Raw genomic sequence first — 19185 nt, 5'->3', positions numbered from 1 at the left:
TTGGACTCTTTATTAGCTCGAATTAGTCGCGGACAACTTTGGCCAAGCCCTGGTGGTGTGCACCCGCCAGTAAACAAAAGCCAGTCAAACTCGCTGCCCATCCATATCCTGCCGTTGCCGCCGCGCCTGGTGCTGCCGGTAAAACAGCATATCGGTGCTCAGGGACACCTGCTGGTCAATGTGCATGAGCAGGTGCTTAAAGGTCAGGCATTAACCAAACCCCATGCCAACTGGTCGGTTCCAGTACATGCACCTACGTCCGGTCGCATCATCGATATTACCCCAATGCCGTCAGCACACCCTTCGGCACTGCCTGAACTCAGCATTATTATCGAACCCGATGGCGAAGACCGTTGGTGTGAGTTAGTGCCCCACCCTAACTACCGCGAGCTGACTGCAGAGCGCTTGGTAGACATACTGCATTTTGCCGGTATTTCAGGCATGGGCGGCGCTGGCTTCCCGACCTATATTAAGGCCTCAACCAAGCAACAAATCGATGTGCTGATCATTAATGGCGCCGAATGCGAGCCCTATATCAGCGCCGACGATGTGCTGATGCAAGCGCACAGTGAGGAAATCGTGCGCGGTATCGAGGTATTGCGCCATCTGTTGCAACCCAAGCTCACTCTTATCGCCATTGAAGACGATAAGCCCAAGGCGATAGCAGCCATGGAGCAGGCCTCTGCCAATATTGACGATATGCAGGTACGCGCCATCCCCACCAAGTACCCATCCGGGGGGGAAAAACAGCTGATTCAAATTTTAACGTCCAAAGAAGTGCCTGCCGGCGGTATCCCCGCCGATATCGGCGTGCTGGTGCAAAACGTTGGCACCATGTACGCAGTGCAACAAGCCGTTGAGCTTGGTAAGCCACTGATTGAACGTGTGGTCACGGTCACCGGTGACACCCTGGCAGAGCAACGTAACGTTTGGGCCTTGCTGGGTACCGAGGTAAAACACCTATTGGCACAGCAAGGCTTTACACCTGAGCCGATGCAAAGGGTGATCATGGGCGGTCCCATGATGGGCTTTACCCTGCCAACGGTACGCATTCCCGTAGTGAAAACCACTAACTGTATTTTGGCGCCAAGCGCAGCGGAAATGCCGATGCCTGGCGAAGAGCGCGCCTGTATTCGCTGCAGCGCCTGTGCCGATGCCTGCCCAGCCTCGCTATTGCCACAGCAGTTGCAATGGTTTGCCAAGACCAAGGAATATAAAAAGCTCGAAGAGCACCAGTTATTTGATTGTATCGAGTGCGGTGCCTGCGCCTATGTTTGCCCCAGTGAAATACCTTTGGTTCAGTATTATCGTGTGGCCAAGGCGGAAATTCGCGAGCAGCAGATCGAGCAAATTAAATCGGACCGCGCCAAGGAGCGCTTTGAAGCCCGTAAGGAACGCTTGGAGCGCGAACAAGAAGAGCGTCGCAACCGCCATAAACGCCCTCGTCGCAGCACAGAGCAAGACTCACAAAGCAAAGAGAAAGTGGCCGAGGCGCTGGCGCGAGTAAAACGCAAGCAAGCAGACAAGGGCGATGACAAAACAAGGTTGCCGCCGCCATTGCCCGTGCGAAAGCGAAAAAGGCGGGCGAACAACTTGAGCCGGATAACAGTGACGTAGCGCAGGAGCGCGCTGCGCGTAAAGAACAGGCGCGCTTGTATAAAGAGCAAAAGCAGCAATCGGACACTCCTGAGCCCGTAGCAAAAGACGATAAAAAAGCGGCTGTAGCCGCCGCCATTGCCCGCGCCAAAGCGAAAAAAGCCGCCCAGGACGAAGACGCCGATGCACCGGCGCAGGACGATAAAAAGGCAGCGGTAGCCGCCGCCATAGCCCGTGCCAAAGCGAAAAAAGCCGCCCAGGCCGAAGACGCCGATGCACCGGCGCTGGACGATAAAAAAGCGGCCGTAGCCGCCGCCATAGCCCGTGCCAAAGCGAAAAAAGCCGCTCAGGCAGCCGAAGCCGATGAGGCACAGGTAGAGACAAGCGGTGATGTAACCACACCTGCGCCAGAGCAATCTCCTGAGGATAAAAAGAAAGCCGCCGTCGCAGCGGCGATCGCACGGGCTAAAGCGAAGAAGGCAGCGCAAGCCGCGGACGAGCCTTCGACTGAGCAATATGCAGACGCTGACACGGCATCGTCAGAGGCACAATCGGCCGAAGACAAGAAAAAAGCAGCGGTTGCCGCGGCAATTGCTCGCGCCAAGGCGAAGAAAGCGGCCAAGGCAGCGCAAAGCGATGAGGCTCAGGACGACACTAGCGATAACGCCAACACGCCGGCAGCTGAACAATCGCCAGAAGATAAAAAGAAAGCGGCCGTCGCCGCCGCCATCGCCCGTGCCAAGGCCAAAAAAGCCGCACGAGACGCGGATAACAACTCAGATGATGAGGATCCATCATGAAGCTCAATATGATGAGTTCACCATATAAACACAGCCATAAGTCGCTCACCGGTGTGATGCTGATGGTAGCACTGGCTGCGGTGCCGGGAATATTGGCGCAGTGCTATTTTTTCGGCACCGGTGTCTTGATCCAGCTGGTGTTAGCCCTGGTGTGCGTCACCCTGTTTGAAGCCGCGGTGCTCTATATGCGCGGCCGTAAAATGTGGCACACCCTGCAAGACGGCAGCGCCTGGTTGACCGGACTATTATTGGCGGTGAGTATTCCCCCCTTGACGCCTTGGTGGGTGATAGTGATCGGCTGCTTCTTCGCCATCGTCTTTGTTAAGCAGCTTTATGGTGGCTTAGGCGGCAACCTCTTTAACCCAGCCATGGCGGGCTATGTGTTGCTGCTGGTGTCTTTCCCTGTGCAAATGACCTCTTGGTTACCCCCGGCAGAATTGATGCATCATCAGGTCGGTTTGCTTGATGAGCTAAGTATGATTTTCAGCAACTATAGTCAATCTGGATACAGCTTGGAGCAACTGCGCTCCAACGTCGATGGCATTACCATGGCCACCCCCTTGGATACCCTGCGCACCGATGTCAGCCATGGTTTAACCGTGGCCGAGAGCATGGTAAAACCGGTTTTTGGTGAAACCGCGGGCATAGGTTGGCTGTGGGTTAACACCGCCTATCTGCTTGGTGGCTTATTGCTACTGCAACAGCGAGTGATCAATTGGCATATTCCCGTAGCCATGCTCGCAGCCCTGTCGCTGTGTGCCAGCATCGGCTATATCTTTGATTCGGGCAATCAACCCGGCTTAGCCTTCCACTTACTCAGTGGCGCCACCATGCTGGGTGCCTTCTTCATCGCCACGGATCCGGTGTCGGCATCCACGACCAATCGTGGCCGCCTGATTTATGGCGCCGCCATTGGCGTGATCGTCTATTTGATCCGCACCTTCGGAGGCTACCCGGATGCGGTGGCCTTTGCCGTGTTACTGATGAACATGGCGGTGCCGTTAATTGATCACTATACCCAACCGCGCACCTATGGGCATGGAGCAAAATCATGATCCTCTCATCTATGGTTAAAAATGGCGCTATCTTGAGTGCCTTCGCACTGGTGACCACAGGTGCGGTGACCCTGGTCCAGCAATTCACCGCGCCTAAGATTGCCATTCAAGAGAAAAAACAGCTCCAGGGGCTGCTGCACCAAGTGCTTCCGGAGTCAGCCTATGACAATGAGCTGTACCTTGACTGCACTCAGATACGCAGCCAGGAACTGGGGCCACAACCTAGCTACACAATATACCGGGCCCGCAAGCAAGGTAAGGTGGTGGCCTTGGTGATGCAAAGCACGGCGCCTAATGGTTACAGTGGCAATATCGAGCTGCTCAGCGCTATCTATCCAGATGGCACGGTTGCGGGCGTGCGTGTAACCAAACATAATGAAACGCCTGGCCTTGGCGATAAGATAGAAGCCAAGCGCAGTGACTGGATCAACAGCTTCAGTTCCCAACAGGTGCGCAGCCAGGATGACCCCCGTTGGGCGGTGAAAAAAGACGGCGGTACCTTTGATCAGTTTACCGGCGCCACCATAACCCCGCGCGCCGTGGTCGGTGCGGTAAAAAACACCGTCATTTATGCACAGCATAATTTCAACACCCTGGCCCAAGCGGACAATAGCTGCAACCCGGGAGAGTCATCATGAGTGATTACAAAACCCTTTTTAAAGACGGTGTCTGGGCTAATAACCCGGCCCTAGTGCAACTGCTTGGCCTGTGTCCGTTGCTGGCGGTGAGCAGCACCATCACCAATGCTCTCGGGCTTGGCATAGCTACCCTGTTGGTATTAGTGGGTTCAAATGTCACCGTGTCTCTGGTGCGTAACTGGGTGCCAAAAGACATTCGTATTCCTGTGTTTGTGATGATCATTGCCGCCTTCGTAACCATCATTCAATTGCTGATGAATGCCTTTACCTTCGGCCTGTATCAATCACTGGGAATTTTCATTCCCCTGATCGTGACCAACTGCGCCATTATCGGCCGCGCCGAGGCATTTGCGTCAAAGAATAACGCCCTGCTCAGCGCCTGGGATGGCTTAATGATGGGCTTTGGTTTTGCAATCATTTTATGTATTCTCGGCGCCATGCGTGAATTGATTGGCCAAGGCACCTTATTCGATGGTGCCGACCTGCTACTGGGACCCTGGGCACAGAGCCTGCGCCTGGACATCATTCATTTTGATCATCAATTTTTGCTGGCCATCTTACCCCCAGGTGCCTTTATCGGTTTGGGCTTGCTGATTGCCGCTAAAAACCTGATTGATGCCCAGTTAAAGGCGAAACAACTGGCTCCGAATGCCGAGCAGTTGAAAGGGCCTCGCGCTCGGGTCACCAGCTTAGACTAGCGTCCACGCGAAACTGTATAAAAATAACAAGGGCAGAACATGAATAAAGAAAAACGACGCCTGATTTTAGAGCGTTTACGCGAAGCCAATCCTCATCCAGAAACAGAGCTGGAATACAGCTCGCCGTTTGAGCTGCTGGTTGCCGTTACCTTGTCTGCGCAGGCTACGGATGTGGGCGTTAACAAAGCCACCCGCAAGCTTTTTCCACGCGCCAATACGCCACAAGCGATTCTTGATTTAGGCCTAGAAGAGTTGCGCGAAGCCATTAAAACCATCGGCCTGTTTAACTCCAAAGCCAATAACGTCTACAAGATGTGCCAAATTCTGGTAGAGCAGCATGGCGGCGAAGTACCGGAAAATCGCGAGGCCTTAGAAGCCCTTCCAGGCGTAGGCAGAAAAACCGCTAACGTGGTCCTTAATACAGCTTTCGGCTGGCCCACCATAGCCGTCGATACCCATATTTTCCGCGTCTCTAACCGCACCAAGTTTGCCATGGGCAAAGACGTGGTGGCGGTTGAGCAAAAGCTAGAAAAAGTGGTGCCCAAAGAGTTTAAGGTCGATGTGCACCACTGGCTTATTCTCCATGGCCGTTACACCTGTGTGGCGCGTAAACCGCGCTGTGGCAGCTGTATTATCGAAGACCTATGTGAATTTAAGGATAAGACGGAATAGCTGAAGAAAGAGCGCAGCAGCGGCAATCGCCAGGCCCTTTTCACTAATCCAGCTCCGTGAGTCCCAAACTGATCGCCGCTTTAATCAAGCCGGCAAGATCATGAATGCCTAGCCTGTTCATAATTGAGCTGCGGTGAGCCTCAACGGTTTTTAAACTGACATTGAGTTCACTGGCGATGTACTTAGACGAGTGCCCTTCCGCCACCAGCTGCAATACCTGCCTTTGCCGCGGTGTAAGCAGCTCTTCTTGCTCCGCATCCATGTACTCTAAAACATCGTCTACGGCCTGGGCACAAATGCCTTTTGATAAATAGCGCTCATGCTTCATCACCGAATTAATGGCCACCAGCAACTCTTCAAAGGCAGAGTCTTTCAACACATAGCCGTTGGCGCCGTTGAGCCAGGCTCGGGCAACATACTTTGGCCAGTGATGCATGGAGAGCATGATTATTTTGCCCTTGAATCCCGCCTTTCGTGCACTGGCAACCACATCCAAACCATTCATCGTTGGCAGCGTTACATCCAGCAGGGCCAATGCAGGCTGCTGTTCGAGGATCAACGCCAGCGCGCCATCGCCGGACCCAGTTTCCAGCACGGGGATCTCAGGAAATTGTTGTTGAATCAAGCTCTTTAAACCCGAGCGCACCAATTCATGATCATCCGCCATGACCAGGCTTTCTATCGCTGTCATTTTAATGGGATCCTTGCTTTGATTTTGCAGCCTTTGTGACGCCCTGCGTTAATAATTAAATCGCCCTTAACCTGGTATAAGCGCTCGCGCATCCCCAGTAAGCCAAGATGCTTGCCGCTGCGAATGCATTGCTCAATGTCTTTTAGCTCAATGCCGACGCCATTATCGGCCACCGTCAGTACCAGGTGCTCTCGCACCCGCGTCACACTCACCTCTATGGTACTGGCGTTGGCGTGCTTCAAGGCATTATTCACCGCCTCTTGAATCACCCTGAAGGCCAGTTCACCGTGACGGCTAATGCTTGACTCCAGATCTGGCTTTAAATACACACAGAGCCGTGTGTTAGTTCGCTTTTGTAGCTCTATAAAATATCTGTCCAAGGCCGCAAACAGCCCTAATTCATCGAGCATGGGTGGTCGCAGAGACTGGGTTAAATCACGTGTTTGACTGATAATTTTATCAAGCAAGGACACGCTCCCCGCGACTTGATCACACACGGCGGGGCTTTGCTGTTGCAAGTTAAGCATTTGCAGACCGAGTTTGCACGCCGTCAGGTTTTGCCCTATTTCATCGTGCAACTCCCGAGAGATGTGCCGCCTTTCTTGCTCCTTTGCCTGCTGCTTTAACGCTTGCAAACGCAATAAATCCTGATTGCGCTGATGCAGCCTTTGGGTGCGCATTTTGTGCCACCACCACATGGCCACAAGCGCTCCACAGACTAGGAATAAAACAAACCAGGGTGTTTGCCACCAGTGTGGGTTTACCTTCACAAGCAGGGGCTTGCTGTATTGCCAGCGGCCGGTGAAATCTCGACTACGAACCTGGATTTGGTAACTCCCCGCAGACAAATGGTGCAGCAAGAATTGTTGGGTCGCTCCGATGGCTTGCCAGGCCTCATGGGCACTGAGTCGATACTCATATTCTTTGGTACCTACGCCATAATCCAACAAGGCAAAATCGAGTTCGATTATGCTTCTTGGGCCCACCGACAAGGAACTATTGGTGGTGATCTTCAACGTCTTGTCTTCTTGCTTCACCTTCGCATTTAAAATCAGCGCATGTTCAACGTCTGCAGGCATTTTTGTATGCTTGTTAATTCGTATCACGCCCTCGAGTCCACCGAAAAAAAGCGCATCCTCGTTTTGAGCGCTGGCATGGGCATTGAACTGGGGGGTGCCTACCAACTCATCGATTGGATAATTGACAACATCATCACGGCTTTGGCTTAGCCGTGAAAGCCCCTTGGCCGTTGCCAGCCAAACGCTGCCATCACTGTCTTCCTCAACGGCTAAAATAATGTTTGAGTTTAAGCCCTGCTCCTCGGTGACATTGTGTAGGCTGGTGCCTGTGCTCGTATTCGTTAGCTCAAAGACCCCACCACCTCGTGTTGCAAACATGACGTTGCCATTACTCAACTTGCCGATTGCTGTCACATTAAAATGTGATGCACTGCCAGTGAGCGAGTCTAGGTGGTCACATTTTAAGGGTTTGATCTCACAGCGACTGAGGCCGTTGGAGCGGGTTCCCACCCAGAGATAGCGTCCATCCCTTTTTAGCGTCGTGACATAGTCGCCGCTGAGCCCCGAGTTAGGCACTTCATGCTTGTTAAAGCCTATCAGGAGCTGAGATTTTCCCGACCAAAGCATCAAGCCTAAGCCGCCACTGCCAAACCAGACATCGCCATTGTCGTCTATGTGTAAGGCGTTCACATAGCCAATCTCTGTATGGCGATAGCGAGCAATTTTCAGCAACTGCTCGGTATTCAAGTCGATAGCCCACAACCCGACCGTGGTGCCCAAATAAAGCCTATTTCGCTCGCTATCAAAATCGACGGCCAGGATCCCTACTTTAGTTATCTCTGGGTATTGCTCTCGTAAACGCCGGAACTGAGCGGCCGAGATCCCTTGAACACTTCCTTGATCAACTCTCACCAATGACTCATCGCCTTGGGTTACCATCAAGCCAGCACCAAAGCTACCGAATACAGGGTCTCCATTGTCAACAATATCCACGCTGGTGATATTGGTCAGGTCGCCCATCACATCCGTGCGCATTAGTCGCGCATCAAGGTCGTTATAGTTAATTCGTGAGCTATATAGGCCTTTACTTAAAGTGGCGATAAATAGCTGGGATTCGTATAGGGCCAAACTGTAAATGGGCACCGCTGGGGTCTGCAGACGGGAACCCAGCTCACTCGGATTTGCAGCGCTCAGTGAAGCCGTTTGAATATCATAGACGAAGACACCGTCATTGAGCGTGGAGACAAAGACTTTACTCTGATCTAACGCCAAGTCGGTCACGGTTCCAAGCTCTTGTCCTGGTTCAGACGAAAGGGTCACCGGCTCTAGTTGCTTGCTGGCGTAGTGATAGCGATACAAGCCGGTACGAGTAGCGAATAGGAACAGCTCTGACGACAATTGTCTGATAGCAAACACTCCATCGCTGTTTTTAAATGTGGTGTAACGACTCAACCAGATTTGTTCAAAATTATCCTGCTCGGGATTATAGACAGACACCCCTCCGCCTAAGGTCGCGACCCATAACCTTTGGCTATCATCAACAAATAATGAATAACCGTAGTTAGCAGAAACACTCTGAGGATCATTTGCTTTATGAAAATACCGCGTAAACGTGCCACTTTGAATATCAAAAAGATTTAGACCGTTTTGTGTGCTCACCCAGGCGCGATCCTTGCCGACAAAGGCGACATCATAGACGGAATCATTGGACAAAGAGTTCGGCGAAGAGGTTTGTCTAAAGCGCTGCACCGAGCCCGTTTCTGGGTCAAAGATATTGAGTCCACCCGAGTTCGTGGCTATCCATATATTGTCGTACATATCAATGGTTAACGAGCGTATATCATCATCGGACAAACCATCCTCAGAAGAAATATGCCGCAAGCGACTACCATCATAGCGATACAACCCCTCACGAGAGGCCAACCACATCACACCTTGGCTATCGAATTCAATATCGATAATCGAGCCCAGATCTATGCCGACATGATGAAAACTTAGACTTGCAAAAGCACTTTGAACACTCAGTGCAATGACAAAAAATGCAACAAACTTCAATATGTTTTCTACAAAAAAAACAATCGAGAAACAATACCGCGCCCATAGATCCAGGGTCAAGAGGCTAAATTCGGTACATTTCATACTAGGGTTTCCCCTAATACCCTCCCGAAAACCAAGTTGTTATAACCCTAAAACGTGAATGCTTATTCACCACTAACAATAACAATCATCTAATCAACAGGATGGAAACATGAAACGTCATAACAAGGTTTTTGCTAAAACTGCTTTAGCTACCTTAACGGCAATGTATGTAGCGAGCCTTGGTGCTACGACCTTGCCTTCTGCGCCTAATTCGGCACTAAAAGTAGATAAGATCGAATTTAACTCTCAAGCCATTGCAGCCCGTATGGAAGCGCAAAAGGCCAATATTGAAGAGCCCTCTCTGCTTCAGGGTAATGGCCGTAATGTGATGATTCGACCACCCCAAAAATTTGTTGCCGGGCCTGATGATGCTCCTTCGCATACCTATTTAATTCGCCTTCGCGATACGCCGGCTGCCCTGCATAAAGAGCTGCAACAAGACGGTTCACAAACCGCCTTATTTGCTGACAATACGCTCGGCGCCCGCCAGCAAAATCCACTGGCCAAGCCTGAGGTGGCGAACTACATTGACTCGTTGAAGCAGAAACAAACAAGTTTCGTTTCAAGCGTTAAGCGCCAAACCGGTATCAATATCGCGGTCGAGCATAGTTTTCAAATTGCTATCAATGGTATTGCCTCATATTTAAGCACCGCCGATGCCGAGCGCCTTTCGAAGCTGCCAGAAGTAGCCAGCGTGCGCGCGGTACAAACCTATGATTTACTGACGGATACCAGCCACGGACGCATTGGCACAAAAGAAGCATGGGCAAACACTCAGTATGGCTCCAGCACGGGCCTAAAGGGTGAAGGCATGCTCGTCGGTGTGGTTGATACGGGGATTAACCCAGAGCACCCTATGTTCCAAGCCACGGGCGATGACGGCTATACCGTAATGAACCCACTGGGCAGTGGCAACTACCTTCACGATTGTAAAATCGAAGGCTATGAAGACCTGTGTAATGATAAACTTATCGGTATTTGGTCACACCCAGATATTACCTCGGCCTACAGCGACCCTGAAGCGGGGCCTTACGGTGAAACTCGTCCTGAAGTGGGCTTGGACTTCAATGGCCATGGCTCCCACACCGCAAGTACCGCCGCGGGTAACATTGTCTATAACGTAAAGCATAAACTGCCTGCTCTGGCTGCCACCTCACAGGGCATTGAGACAGGCATTACGTTAGACCAAGTATCCGGTGTGGCTCCTCATGCCAACATTATTTCATACCAGGCCTGTTTACCCGGTCAGGTCGGTGCCTTGGATAAATACATCGGCTGCCCAACCGTCCCCCTGGTTGCCGCAATTGAACAAGCGATCATCGATGGCGTAGACGTTATTAACTACTCTATCTCCGGTGGTTGGGATCCCCACAACGATGACGTGGAGCTGGCCTTTTTAGCCGCTCATGAAGCAGGCATAAACGTTTCGGCCTCTGCCGGTAACGCTGGAACCTATGGCTCCGTGCAGCACGTCTCTCCTTGGGTACTATCCGTAGGCTCAACACAAACGGGCCGTTCGTTTTCCATCGCCCAATCATCTCGTGCCATCAATCTTGAAGGAGGCATTACCCCTCCTCGCAGCTGGCGCACAGATATCTACGGGACATTCTTAAGTGACATTACCGGCCCTGTGGTACTGGCCTCTGATTATGGCAACGAATTCTGTGAACAGCCCTTTGCCAACACCTTTACCAATGGTGAAATCGTGTTCTGCGCCCGCTCCGACAGCAATAGTGAAAATGGCGCCCTCGCCGACAAGGTAAAACATGCTAAAGACGCAGGTGCTGCGGCTGTAGTTGTTTACAATACTGAGTCATCGAACGCCAACATGCACTATACCTTGGAAACCGACATTCCACTTGGCATGACACCTCTAAGCAACGCTAACGAATTTGTCGCCTGGTTGAGTGAAGGTGCCGATCACCGCTTAACGATCCCTAAATCAAATAACACCATTAAGCATAACGAAAACATGGTCGATGCCATGTCTATGTTCAGCTCAATCGGTCATGCGGCTGTGCCCCAATACCGTGAAGCCACGGCACCTGGTATTGCCGCTCCGGGTTCGGATATCCTTGCCGCAGACACAACAGATCAACCTTTCACCTATGGTGCTCAGGTTGCGATTGGCTCAATTGGGCCGGCAGATTACGGTGTTAAAAGTGGTACTTCCATGGCCAGCCCGCATATTGCTGGGGCTATGACACTCGTGCGTCAAGCACATCCCGAGTGGTCCCCTTCCGAGGTGATGTCTGCCATTCAGCTTACTGCCAACGATGATGTAAAAAATGCGTTGGGCCGCTATGACAACATTCACCCTTGGTTCCATGGCTCGGGTATTGCCCAAGTTGATAAAGCAGTCAATGCCGGCCTCATCATGCACGTGCCGGTTAAACACTATCAGCTTACGAACCCATATGGCGGTGGTAACTTAGGTGCATTAAACACCCCTAATATGGTGGACGAACGCTGTTTCTATCGCTGTAACTGGATCCGAGAAGTTACGGCAACGGTCGATGGCACCTGGGATGTCAGCACGATTACCGATGAATACAGTGTCCATGTCGATGTTGAGCCAAAACAATTTACCCTGAAAAAAGGTGAGACGCAGCGCTTGTCGATCACGGGCAGCTGGCAAAATGCTCAAAGTATTACCGACAGTGCCCGCGGTGCCACGGTATTTGGCAAAGTACAGTTAATTGCTCAAGATCCTGCCGTGCCCGTGTCGCAAATGAATGTGGAAATGTCTCTGGACAGCGGCAAGCTGCCTGAGATTGTTGAATTTACCTCGCACACGGATGCGCCCACCTTCCGTTTGGATAACCAGCCACTTGGTAAAGCCGCAGCGCCACAGGTGACTGTGTATGAGCCGGTGCAAGCGAATATCGAAGAGCTATTGCTTAAAGAGCTACCAAATGGCAATGGCTCTGAAATGTTCCCGGCAAAACAAGATACGTCCAGTGAAACGCTGCACGTTTCTTGGGTAGATGTACCTGAAGATGCGGTGCGCTTTATCGCTGAACATGTCAGCTCTGGCCCGGCAACGGTGGAAGACGAGCTTAACGCAGACAAAGGTAATATCAGTATTTACGTGGGTATCGACGCTAACGGCGACAACCAGGTTCAATACGACGATGAAGTTATCTGTAGGTCTACGGTTAAAAACACCGAAGTGACCGAGTTCTGTAATATTCCTTATCCAGACGCCGGCAAATACTGGGTAGTTTGGGAAGAAAACAACCAGAACAAGTGGTATTGGCGCGGCAAAGAAGATGCCTGGTTCCCGCACAAGGTAGCGACGGCCGTGGTGCTTGGTAACAAGGCTGAGAATGCCGAGGGCTCGGTCAGTGCCGTGACTGATTCTGAAGTACTGTCTGATATCAGCGTTAAATTTAACGACTTTGAGCAGCAAACGGGTGAGCGCCATTACACTGCCATTGAGCTGGGCTCGGACAACCAAAACCCGGATAACCTTGGTTTAGTATCGATCAACGTTAATCGCGGTGATGATGTGGTCAGCTTCCATAGCGATAAAGCGCGGGCTATTGCCGGTGATAAAATCGCCTTCGAACTGGATGTGCTGCCGAATGTTTCTGGCGGTGACCGCACCTTCAACATCAGTGCTGAGTTACCAGAAGGCTTGACCTTGGATGATGTGTATCTATCAAACAATGGCTTCATCACAGGCGACGTAGCGATTGAGGGCAATAGCTTTGTGGTCTCTGGCGTGCAAAACAACAGCCAAGGCCGCAAGTCCATGTACCATATCACCGACTCCATTACCGATCAGTCATGTAAGACGCCGGTAGGAAACGGTGGCTATATCGACCTGCTCTCTTACGGTATTCAACCTGAGCCCAGCGCCCCGGTTATTCCATTGGACGGCGCATGGCAAATCCCCTTCTCGACACTCTTTACCGATAAAGAAAAAGATGAGCAATTTGCGCTGTTCCACAACTATGAGTTTGGTAATGCGTCAGATAGCCTCTACATTCACCCTACCGGTGCAATCGACTTCGATGGCGCAGTCACATTGAGCTACCGCTTTGCCGCTGACAACTTTAGCAGTCCGGCGCAACTGATGGGGGCATTCTGGTATAACCGCTTCCACCCTGTGATGGCTAAAGAAATGGCGTGGGGCGCACCGTACCAAGTGAACGATGCTGAGGGTAACGCGCTGCCCGAAAGTGAGGTCGCAGGTATTACGGTTACTCGACTTGTCGACCCAGGAACCGGCTCAGGTACGCACGTAGTCGTTGAGTGGGACAACCTGCAACATATGCAAGGTAAAAATGGCTGTGATTACTTCAGTTGCGGTCTTGATTTTGAATATGAACCACTCGAAGGCAATGATATGCGAGTGGATGCCCAGGCAATTATTGCCCGTGGCTACGACCACTCCCCAGGTGCCTATGAAGTTATTTACGCCTATGACAACCTGCACTTTGAAGATTGGAACGGTAACGGCACGGGTATCCAAGCCGGTCTAGGTGTGATGGAATTTGCTTCTGCCGGTATTCGTGGCTTCCGTGGCCCAATGGACCAACGCTCGCCATTCTACGGTTGGACAAACCAGAGTATCGTTCCTTGGGATGACAACTATGGCTTACTTGATGAGTATCTCAAGGATGACATGGTGGTGTGCCTTGATTACGATGGCCCGGAAGTGACCGCGTTCAAAGTACACATAGTTGCCAGCTCAAATGCTCATTCTATCGGTCAAGACTTTGATGTAACAGTGAATGCTGACATCGAAGGTGAACCTATGATGGCAATGAGCAAAACAATTAGTTTCCCATCGAATATCACTTTGTTCTCTATCGACGATGTAACGACGATGGAAGAGCAAACGGTGAGCGGTATTCGTGTCGACTATATGGATAACGACAATGTGTCTAACACCATCTCCGTTAGCGGTGAAGGCTTCACGGCCACAGTAAATGGCCACCAAAGCGGTTCAACCATAGATATTACGCCGGATCCGGACTTCAGTGGTGAAACGCAAGTAACGGTGAAAGTGAGCGATAACAACTACCCAACGGATGCTACGAGCACCACATTTATGCTCAATGTTGAGGCGGTCAATGACGCGCCGACGGCACAGGCAAGTGCAAACAGCACGCAAGTTGTTGAAGGCTCAAGCATCACCTTGTCCGCTGGTGCAGCCGATGTGGATGGTGATGAATTGTCTTACCTGTGGGAAGGTCCTGGTTCGATTGCAGATAGCGCTGCAGCCACTACCTCGGTAAGTGGTCTAAGCGTAGGCACTCATACCTTCACTGTTACCGTTTCCGATGGCACAGAAGAAGTAACCTCAAGCGTCACCGTGACGGTAACCGAGCAAAGTACGGTTGCAGATAAAAAGAGTTCAAGTGGTTCATTTGCCTGGCTCATGCTACTGCTTCCTTTTGCTTGGCTGCGCCGTCAAAAGGCCTAACATCATAAGCCCGACACTAAGTTGTTAGTGTTAACCCATGCCGCTCAATCCTGAGCGGCATTTTTGTATCTAAGGCACCACGTTGGTGTCCAATTGACGGTTGTAGCCCCTGGGGTTTAACGCTAAAGTAACCCGGTTATTATGCTGTGTGCTATCGGATGTTGTAGCCGACAAGCCCACAGCGTCTTTTCATATATGCAATGTAAGGTGGCATCATGCGCTTATTACACACCATGTTACGCGTGGGCAATTTAGAACGTTCAATTGAGTTTTACACGCAAGTTTTAGGGATGAAGGAGCTGCGTCGAGCAGACAATGAAGAATACCGCTATACCTTGGCCTTTGTTGGCTATGGTGAAGAGAAAGATCATACCGTGCTTGAGCTGACGTATAACTGGGATCAGGATAGCTATGAGCTGGGCACGGCCTATGGCCACATCGCTATAGAGTACGATGATATTTACAAGGCGTGCGACGAGATTCGCGCCGCTGGTGGGGTAATTAGCCGTGAGCCGGGTCCGGTAAAAGGCGGCACCACGGAAATCGCTTTTGTGAAAGACCCAGATGGCTATGCCATCGAACTGATTCAGAAAAAAGAATACACCACCTTCTAATGTTTAGATGGCGACCGACTAGCTAGGTTGAGTCGCCTTTTTTACCAGCCATTTATGCAATATGGCGAGCAAAGCCTGATACTCAATGGGTTTAGCCAGGTGATCTTGCATCCCCGCCGCCAGCGCAGCTTCGATATCCTGACTCATGGCATTGGCACTGACCGCAATGATGGGCGCATGCTCCGGGTTGTGGGCGCAAATAGCGCGACTAGCACTGAGGCCATCCATCACCGGCATCTGAATATCCATTAGAATAAGATCAAAAGCCTGCTTTGCTTCGGCGTCAATGGCCTGCTCACCATTTTCCACCAGGTGCACGGCAACCCCCTGCTTTTCCAGAAACTTGGTAATAACGCGCTGGTTAATGGGGTTATCCTCGGCCACCAGGACTCGAAAACCATCAAATCGGACCTGCTGCAGCGACGACATGGGCTCTGCATTTATCTGTGATAAGGGAGCTGAGCGCTCCAAGGTCAGACGAACAACAAAGGTGCTGCCCTCATCCGGCTCACTCGCAAGGCTAATGCTGCCGCCCATCAGTTCAAGCAAACGCTTACAGATACTGAGCCCTAAGCCGGTTCCGCCAAACTCACGAGTAGTGCTGGCCTGAGCCTGTATAAAGGGCTGAAATAATTGCCCACGTAGCTCTTTCGCTATGCCAACGCCCGTGTCTTTAACAGTAAACTCACACTCATAACTGAGGCCCTTTTCGCTCACCTGCAGGCCTATTTCTATGCCACCGCGGCTGGTAAATTTTACTGCATTGGACACCAGATTGCTCAGCACCTGGCGCAGGCGCATTTCATCACAGAGCGCATATACTTGCGGTTGCTCAGGGAGCGCCAAAGTGCAGCGAATACCCTTTTGTGCACAGCCAGGCGCAAAAAGCTCATTGATATCCTTTACGAGCTGGATCAAATCACAGGGTTGGCGCTCTAGAACCACCTTATTCGCTTCGATTTTGGAAAAGTCGAGAATGTCGTTTATGACCGTTAGCAGCATTTGCGTGGAGAGCTGGATTTGCCGCGTATACTGAGCTTGCTGTGACGCCAATGGCGTACTTTGTAGCAACTGCAAATAACCAAAAATACCATTCAAAGGGGTGCGCAGTTCATGACTCATGTTGGCCAAAAATAAGCTTTTTGCTCGCTCCGAAGCCTGCGCTCTGTGCTTTTGTTCTTTTAGCGAGGCGATTTGTGCTTCTATGGTCTTTGCCATACTTTGCAAATTGGCGCTGATCTTCTCAAACTCACGATAACTAAAAGGCTGTACCTGGGATTCGTATTGACCCTGAGCGTAGCGTTTACTCAACAAGGTGATACCTTTTAGCGGTTGGTTAAAGCGTCGCACCAACCAACGTGCCAACAGCAGCGCCAGAATGCCCAGGCTCAGTATCAAAATGGCGGCAAATGCCAAACTGCGGCGTAAAGCGCTTAAATGCGGTTCGTGAGGTTCGCTAAGGGTCAAGGTTAAGGGACTACTTGCCTCATTATGAAGTATGGCCACGATCTCGCTACGGGCCGTTAACTGCGCCTGAGAGCCCAATGTCCCCGCTTGCGCCAGCTCGTTATCCGCCAACATCACGCGGTAAGTATTGTTGTACGCAAATTGCTCAACCTGCTCTATTTGCGCCAATGAACTGATCAGTGACGAAATTGGCTGCAAGGTAAGTAGGATGCCGGTGGTTTGGTAGGGGGTGCTTAGCGACTCGCGTTCCAGGTTCAGAGGCGTGGCAATGGCCAGATACGCAATCGGCTGCGCCTCACTGCTTTGCAGACCTTCAAATTCAACAACAAAGTAACTAGACCCCGCTTGCTGCACGCTTTGCTGTAATAAGGGCACTGTGGTGGCGATATCCATATTCAGTGCCTTAAGAGGAAAGCCTTCGACAATAAAGCCAGCCTTATCTATGACCATGGCAGCGTGAATATTTGGGCTTTGGGTGACATATTCCTGAAGTTGGGTGAGCGCAAATTGCGAATAAAGAATGCGTATGGGTAATTCGGCAATGGCCTTGGAGTTAGCCAGGCGCTCGTTATCAATCACGGTCTTAAACAACTGCTGACGCAGTGCCAAAGCGTCATTATTGGCGCGCCAATTCAAGGTTTGCTGCGCCTGAGCCAAGGAGTTTTGATAAAACTGATAGCCAAAAAACAGTACGACCAGCAACATGGGAACCAGGCTGATCCACACTATGCTGACAAACAAGGCATGACTAAATTTGGCGGTGCGCATTTATTCGTTCCTTGCCGCTATGGAGCGCTCAGCAAGATGCTGCATAAATTCACTGGCCTGTTGGGCATTCATGGCCTTAGCGCCAAAGCGGGTGTAACCCTTTAACATCACCTCCCAGATAATCATCATATTGGGAGAATTCGGCATGGGCTCACTGTGCGCTAAGGTGTCGAAGAACACTTGGCTGTCGGCATCGGCGTTGGCCAATATATGTTGCTGCACCTGCTGATGGACAGGGATCCCGACATGGCGCTGCCAGAGTTGAGTTTGCACATCCGGGTGCTGTAAAAGCGCCGCTAACTGCTCTAGCTGCGCACGCTTCTCGCCGTACAAAGACTGCTCTGGGAATGCCAATACAAAGGCGGTTGAATATGGCTTCATGGTGTTTCCCGCCAGCCTTGGTAAGGCAGCAACACCTAATTGCTCCCCCAGGTGCTGCCGATAGTTATCATAGGCCCATATGCCATTAATACTGTAGGGTAACTTAGCGGCCATAAAACGCTGCTCGCTGCAGCTATAGTCACACCCAGGGTCAACAACCCCCTGCTCGGCCAAACGCCACACATAACTCAGTGCTTGACGCATGGCCTTAGTATTAAGGTTAGGTTGGTCGGCAACGACCGGAGGCTCACCGAAGGCGGTGACAAAGGGCACAAACCAGAACATCTCCATAAAGCTCCAGCCTATGGGTGCCGTACCTTGATGCTGATAATAGCGAAGCAATTGTTGCCAACTCGTTGCTGGCTCACTGACCAACGCCTTGTTGTAATACAGTACCAGATGGTTACCGGCAACAATGGGAATGCCTAGTTGACGCCCTTGCATCCGGCCGCTGGCCGCGAATAAGGGGGATTGCTCAGGGCTGAGCATGGATTGTGGAATTTCGCTGTAATTAACGAACTCATCCATGCCTAAATGATCGGCAGGCACTAAAATAGCGTCTGCTCGCGCACCGCTTTCCGCACTTTGAATTAACCTTACCTTTAACAGTTTTTGGTCAACCCATTGGGCATCAATAGCCAATCCTTTGGCCGCTGCAGACTCGCTTAAGAACGAGGCAAACTCACCATTTTCAATGGAAAAAGCCAAGGTCAGCGCGGCATGGCTGCCAGGACTGGAGCCAATACCCAAAAGCAAGATAACAAGTTGTAAAAACCGGGCTAACACAATTGCTCCCAAGGGTTTTCATACATGCGTAAACCAGCACCCAGGCATAGGAAAGAAGCCCAGATAAGGATTATTTGCGATAGTGATTTAGCGGCTAAGATCCTTGCCAAAACGCAGCAAAGTCGAGACGCAATAATGCCCGATAAGTTAACTGAAAGTTATTGAACTAGCAAAGGAATTTGTAGAATTTCTGCTATAGAAAAGTACAGAGATCTTGAAGCTTTTAGGAAAATATAACGAGAAAAGAATAAGAAGAAAGTGGCGTCCCCTAGGGGATTCGAACCCCTGTTACCGCCGTGAAAGGGCGGTGTCCTAGGCCTCTAGACGAAGGGGACAAAAATTTGCATATCGAAGCAGTGCTTCGATGAATTTTTGTAAGCGCGGCAGCTGAGCCAGCGAGGCTAAGCAACCTAATTACAAAAAC

At 51.1% G+C, this 19185-nt stretch carries 10 protein-coding genes, 1 tRNA gene and 1 pseudogene; 7 read left to right on the top strand and 5 right to left on the bottom strand.

Annotated features, from left to right (window positions below):
- The 5 genes and pseudogenes from rsxC (at position 1) to nth (ending at position 5459) form a co-directional block, all read left to right on the top strand.
- Positions 1-2396, top strand: a pseudogene (rsxC, locus tag C2M36_RS11935) (electron transport complex subunit RsxC).
- The gene (gene rsxD, locus C2M36_RS11930) at positions 2393-3451 is read left to right on the top strand and encodes an electron transport complex subunit RsxD (protein ID WP_105255076.1); all 1059 of its coding nucleotides are present in this window, start codon (positions 2393-2395) and stop codon (positions 3449-3451) included. The pseudogene rsxC and the gene rsxD overlap by 4 nt, the downstream one beginning before the upstream one ends.
- Positions 3448-4089 (top strand): electron transport complex subunit RsxG, encoded by a 642-nt coding sequence (gene rsxG, locus C2M36_RS11925; RefSeq protein WP_105255075.1) that lies wholly within the window; start codon positions 3448-3450, stop codon positions 4087-4089. The genes rsxD and rsxG overlap by 4 nt, the downstream gene beginning before the upstream one ends.
- A complete protein-coding gene (locus C2M36_RS11920; RefSeq protein ID WP_105255074.1) occupies positions 4086-4787 on the top strand; it encodes an electron transport complex subunit E in 702 nt (233 codons plus the stop codon). The genes rsxG and C2M36_RS11920 overlap by 4 nt, the downstream gene beginning before the upstream one ends.
- Before the next feature lie 39 nt (positions 4788-4826).
- Positions 4827-5459, top strand: coding sequence for an endonuclease III (nth, locus tag C2M36_RS11915; RefSeq protein WP_105200619.1), 633 nt, complete (start codon positions 4827-4829; stop codon positions 5457-5459).
- Positions 5460-5502: 43 nt separating this feature from the next.
- On the opposite strand, the gene C2M36_RS11910 is transcribed toward nth, so the two are convergent.
- Complete coding sequence (locus C2M36_RS11910; RefSeq protein ID WP_105255073.1) at positions 5503-6150, bottom strand: response regulator; 648 nt, start codon at positions 6148-6150, stop codon at positions 5503-5505.
- Positions 6147-9224: a sensor histidine kinase gene (locus C2M36_RS11905; protein WP_158678934.1), complete on the bottom strand. Its 3078-nt coding sequence runs from the start codon at positions 9222-9224 to the stop codon at positions 6147-6149. Before C2M36_RS11905 ends, C2M36_RS11910 begins: the two co-directional genes overlap by 4 nt.
- A 193-nt stretch (positions 9225-9417) precedes the next feature.
- Between C2M36_RS11905 and C2M36_RS17140 the strand changes: the two genes are divergently transcribed.
- Positions 9418-14745 carry a S8 family serine peptidase gene (locus tag C2M36_RS17140; protein WP_105255071.1) on the top strand — a complete coding sequence of 1776 codons (5328 nt, stop codon included), beginning with the start codon at positions 9418-9420 and terminating at the stop codon, positions 14743-14745.
- A gap of 215 nt (positions 14746-14960) precedes the next feature.
- Complete coding sequence (gene gloA / locus C2M36_RS11895) at positions 14961-15359, top strand: lactoylglutathione lyase (protein WP_105255070.1); 399 nt, start codon at positions 14961-14963, stop codon at positions 15357-15359.
- Positions 15360-15377: 18 nt separating this feature from the next.
- Here gloA and C2M36_RS11890 read toward each other — a convergent pair whose 3' ends face one another.
- The 3 genes from C2M36_RS11890 to C2M36_RS11880 form a co-directional block, all read right to left on the bottom strand.
- Positions 15378-17594 (bottom strand): ATP-binding protein, encoded by a 2217-nt coding sequence (locus C2M36_RS11890; protein WP_105255069.1) that lies wholly within the window; start codon positions 17592-17594, stop codon positions 15378-15380.
- Positions 17595-18761 (bottom strand): sugar ABC transporter substrate-binding protein, encoded by a 1167-nt coding sequence (locus C2M36_RS11885; RefSeq protein WP_105255068.1) that lies wholly within the window; start codon positions 18759-18761, stop codon positions 17595-17597.
- 259 nt (positions 18762-19020) lie between these two features.
- Positions 19021-19096, bottom strand: a tRNA-Glu gene (locus tag C2M36_RS11880).
- Positions 19097-19185: the final 89 nt, after the last annotated feature.

The sequence above is a fragment of the Pseudoalteromonas sp. T1lg75 genome (assembly GCF_002964705.1).
In the GTDB taxonomy this organism is placed as follows: domain Bacteria; phylum Pseudomonadota; class Gammaproteobacteria; order Enterobacterales; family Alteromonadaceae; genus Pseudoalteromonas.
The sequence above is the reverse complement of the archived record's forward strand: the minus strand, read 5'-3'. Positions and strand labels throughout refer to the sequence as shown.

Coding starts and splice junctions, on each gene's coding strand:
- rsxD (WP_105255076.1), top strand. CDS start 2,393: ATGAAGCTCAATATGATGAGTTCACCATATAAACACAGCCATAAGTCG.
- rsxG (WP_105255075.1), top strand. CDS start 3,448: ATGATCCTCTCATCTATGGTTAAAAATGGCGCTATCTTGAGTGCCTTC.
- C2M36_RS11920 (WP_105255074.1), top strand. CDS start 4,086: ATGAGTGATTACAAAACCCTTTTTAAAGACGGTGTCTGGGCTAATAAC.
- nth (WP_105200619.1), top strand. CDS start 4,827: ATGAATAAAGAAAAACGACGCCTGATTTTAGAGCGTTTACGCGAAGCC.
- C2M36_RS11910 (WP_105255073.1), bottom strand. CDS start 6,150: ATGACAGCGATAGAAAGCCTGGTCATGGCGGATGATCATGAATTGGTG.
- C2M36_RS17140 (WP_105255071.1), top strand. CDS start 9,418: ATGAAACGTCATAACAAGGTTTTTGCTAAAACTGCTTTAGCTACCTTA.
- gloA (WP_105255070.1), top strand. CDS start 14,961: ATGCGCTTATTACACACCATGTTACGCGTGGGCAATTTAGAACGTTCA.
- C2M36_RS11890 (WP_105255069.1), bottom strand. CDS start 17,594: ATGCGCACCGCCAAATTTAGTCATGCCTTGTTTGTCAGCATAGTGTGG.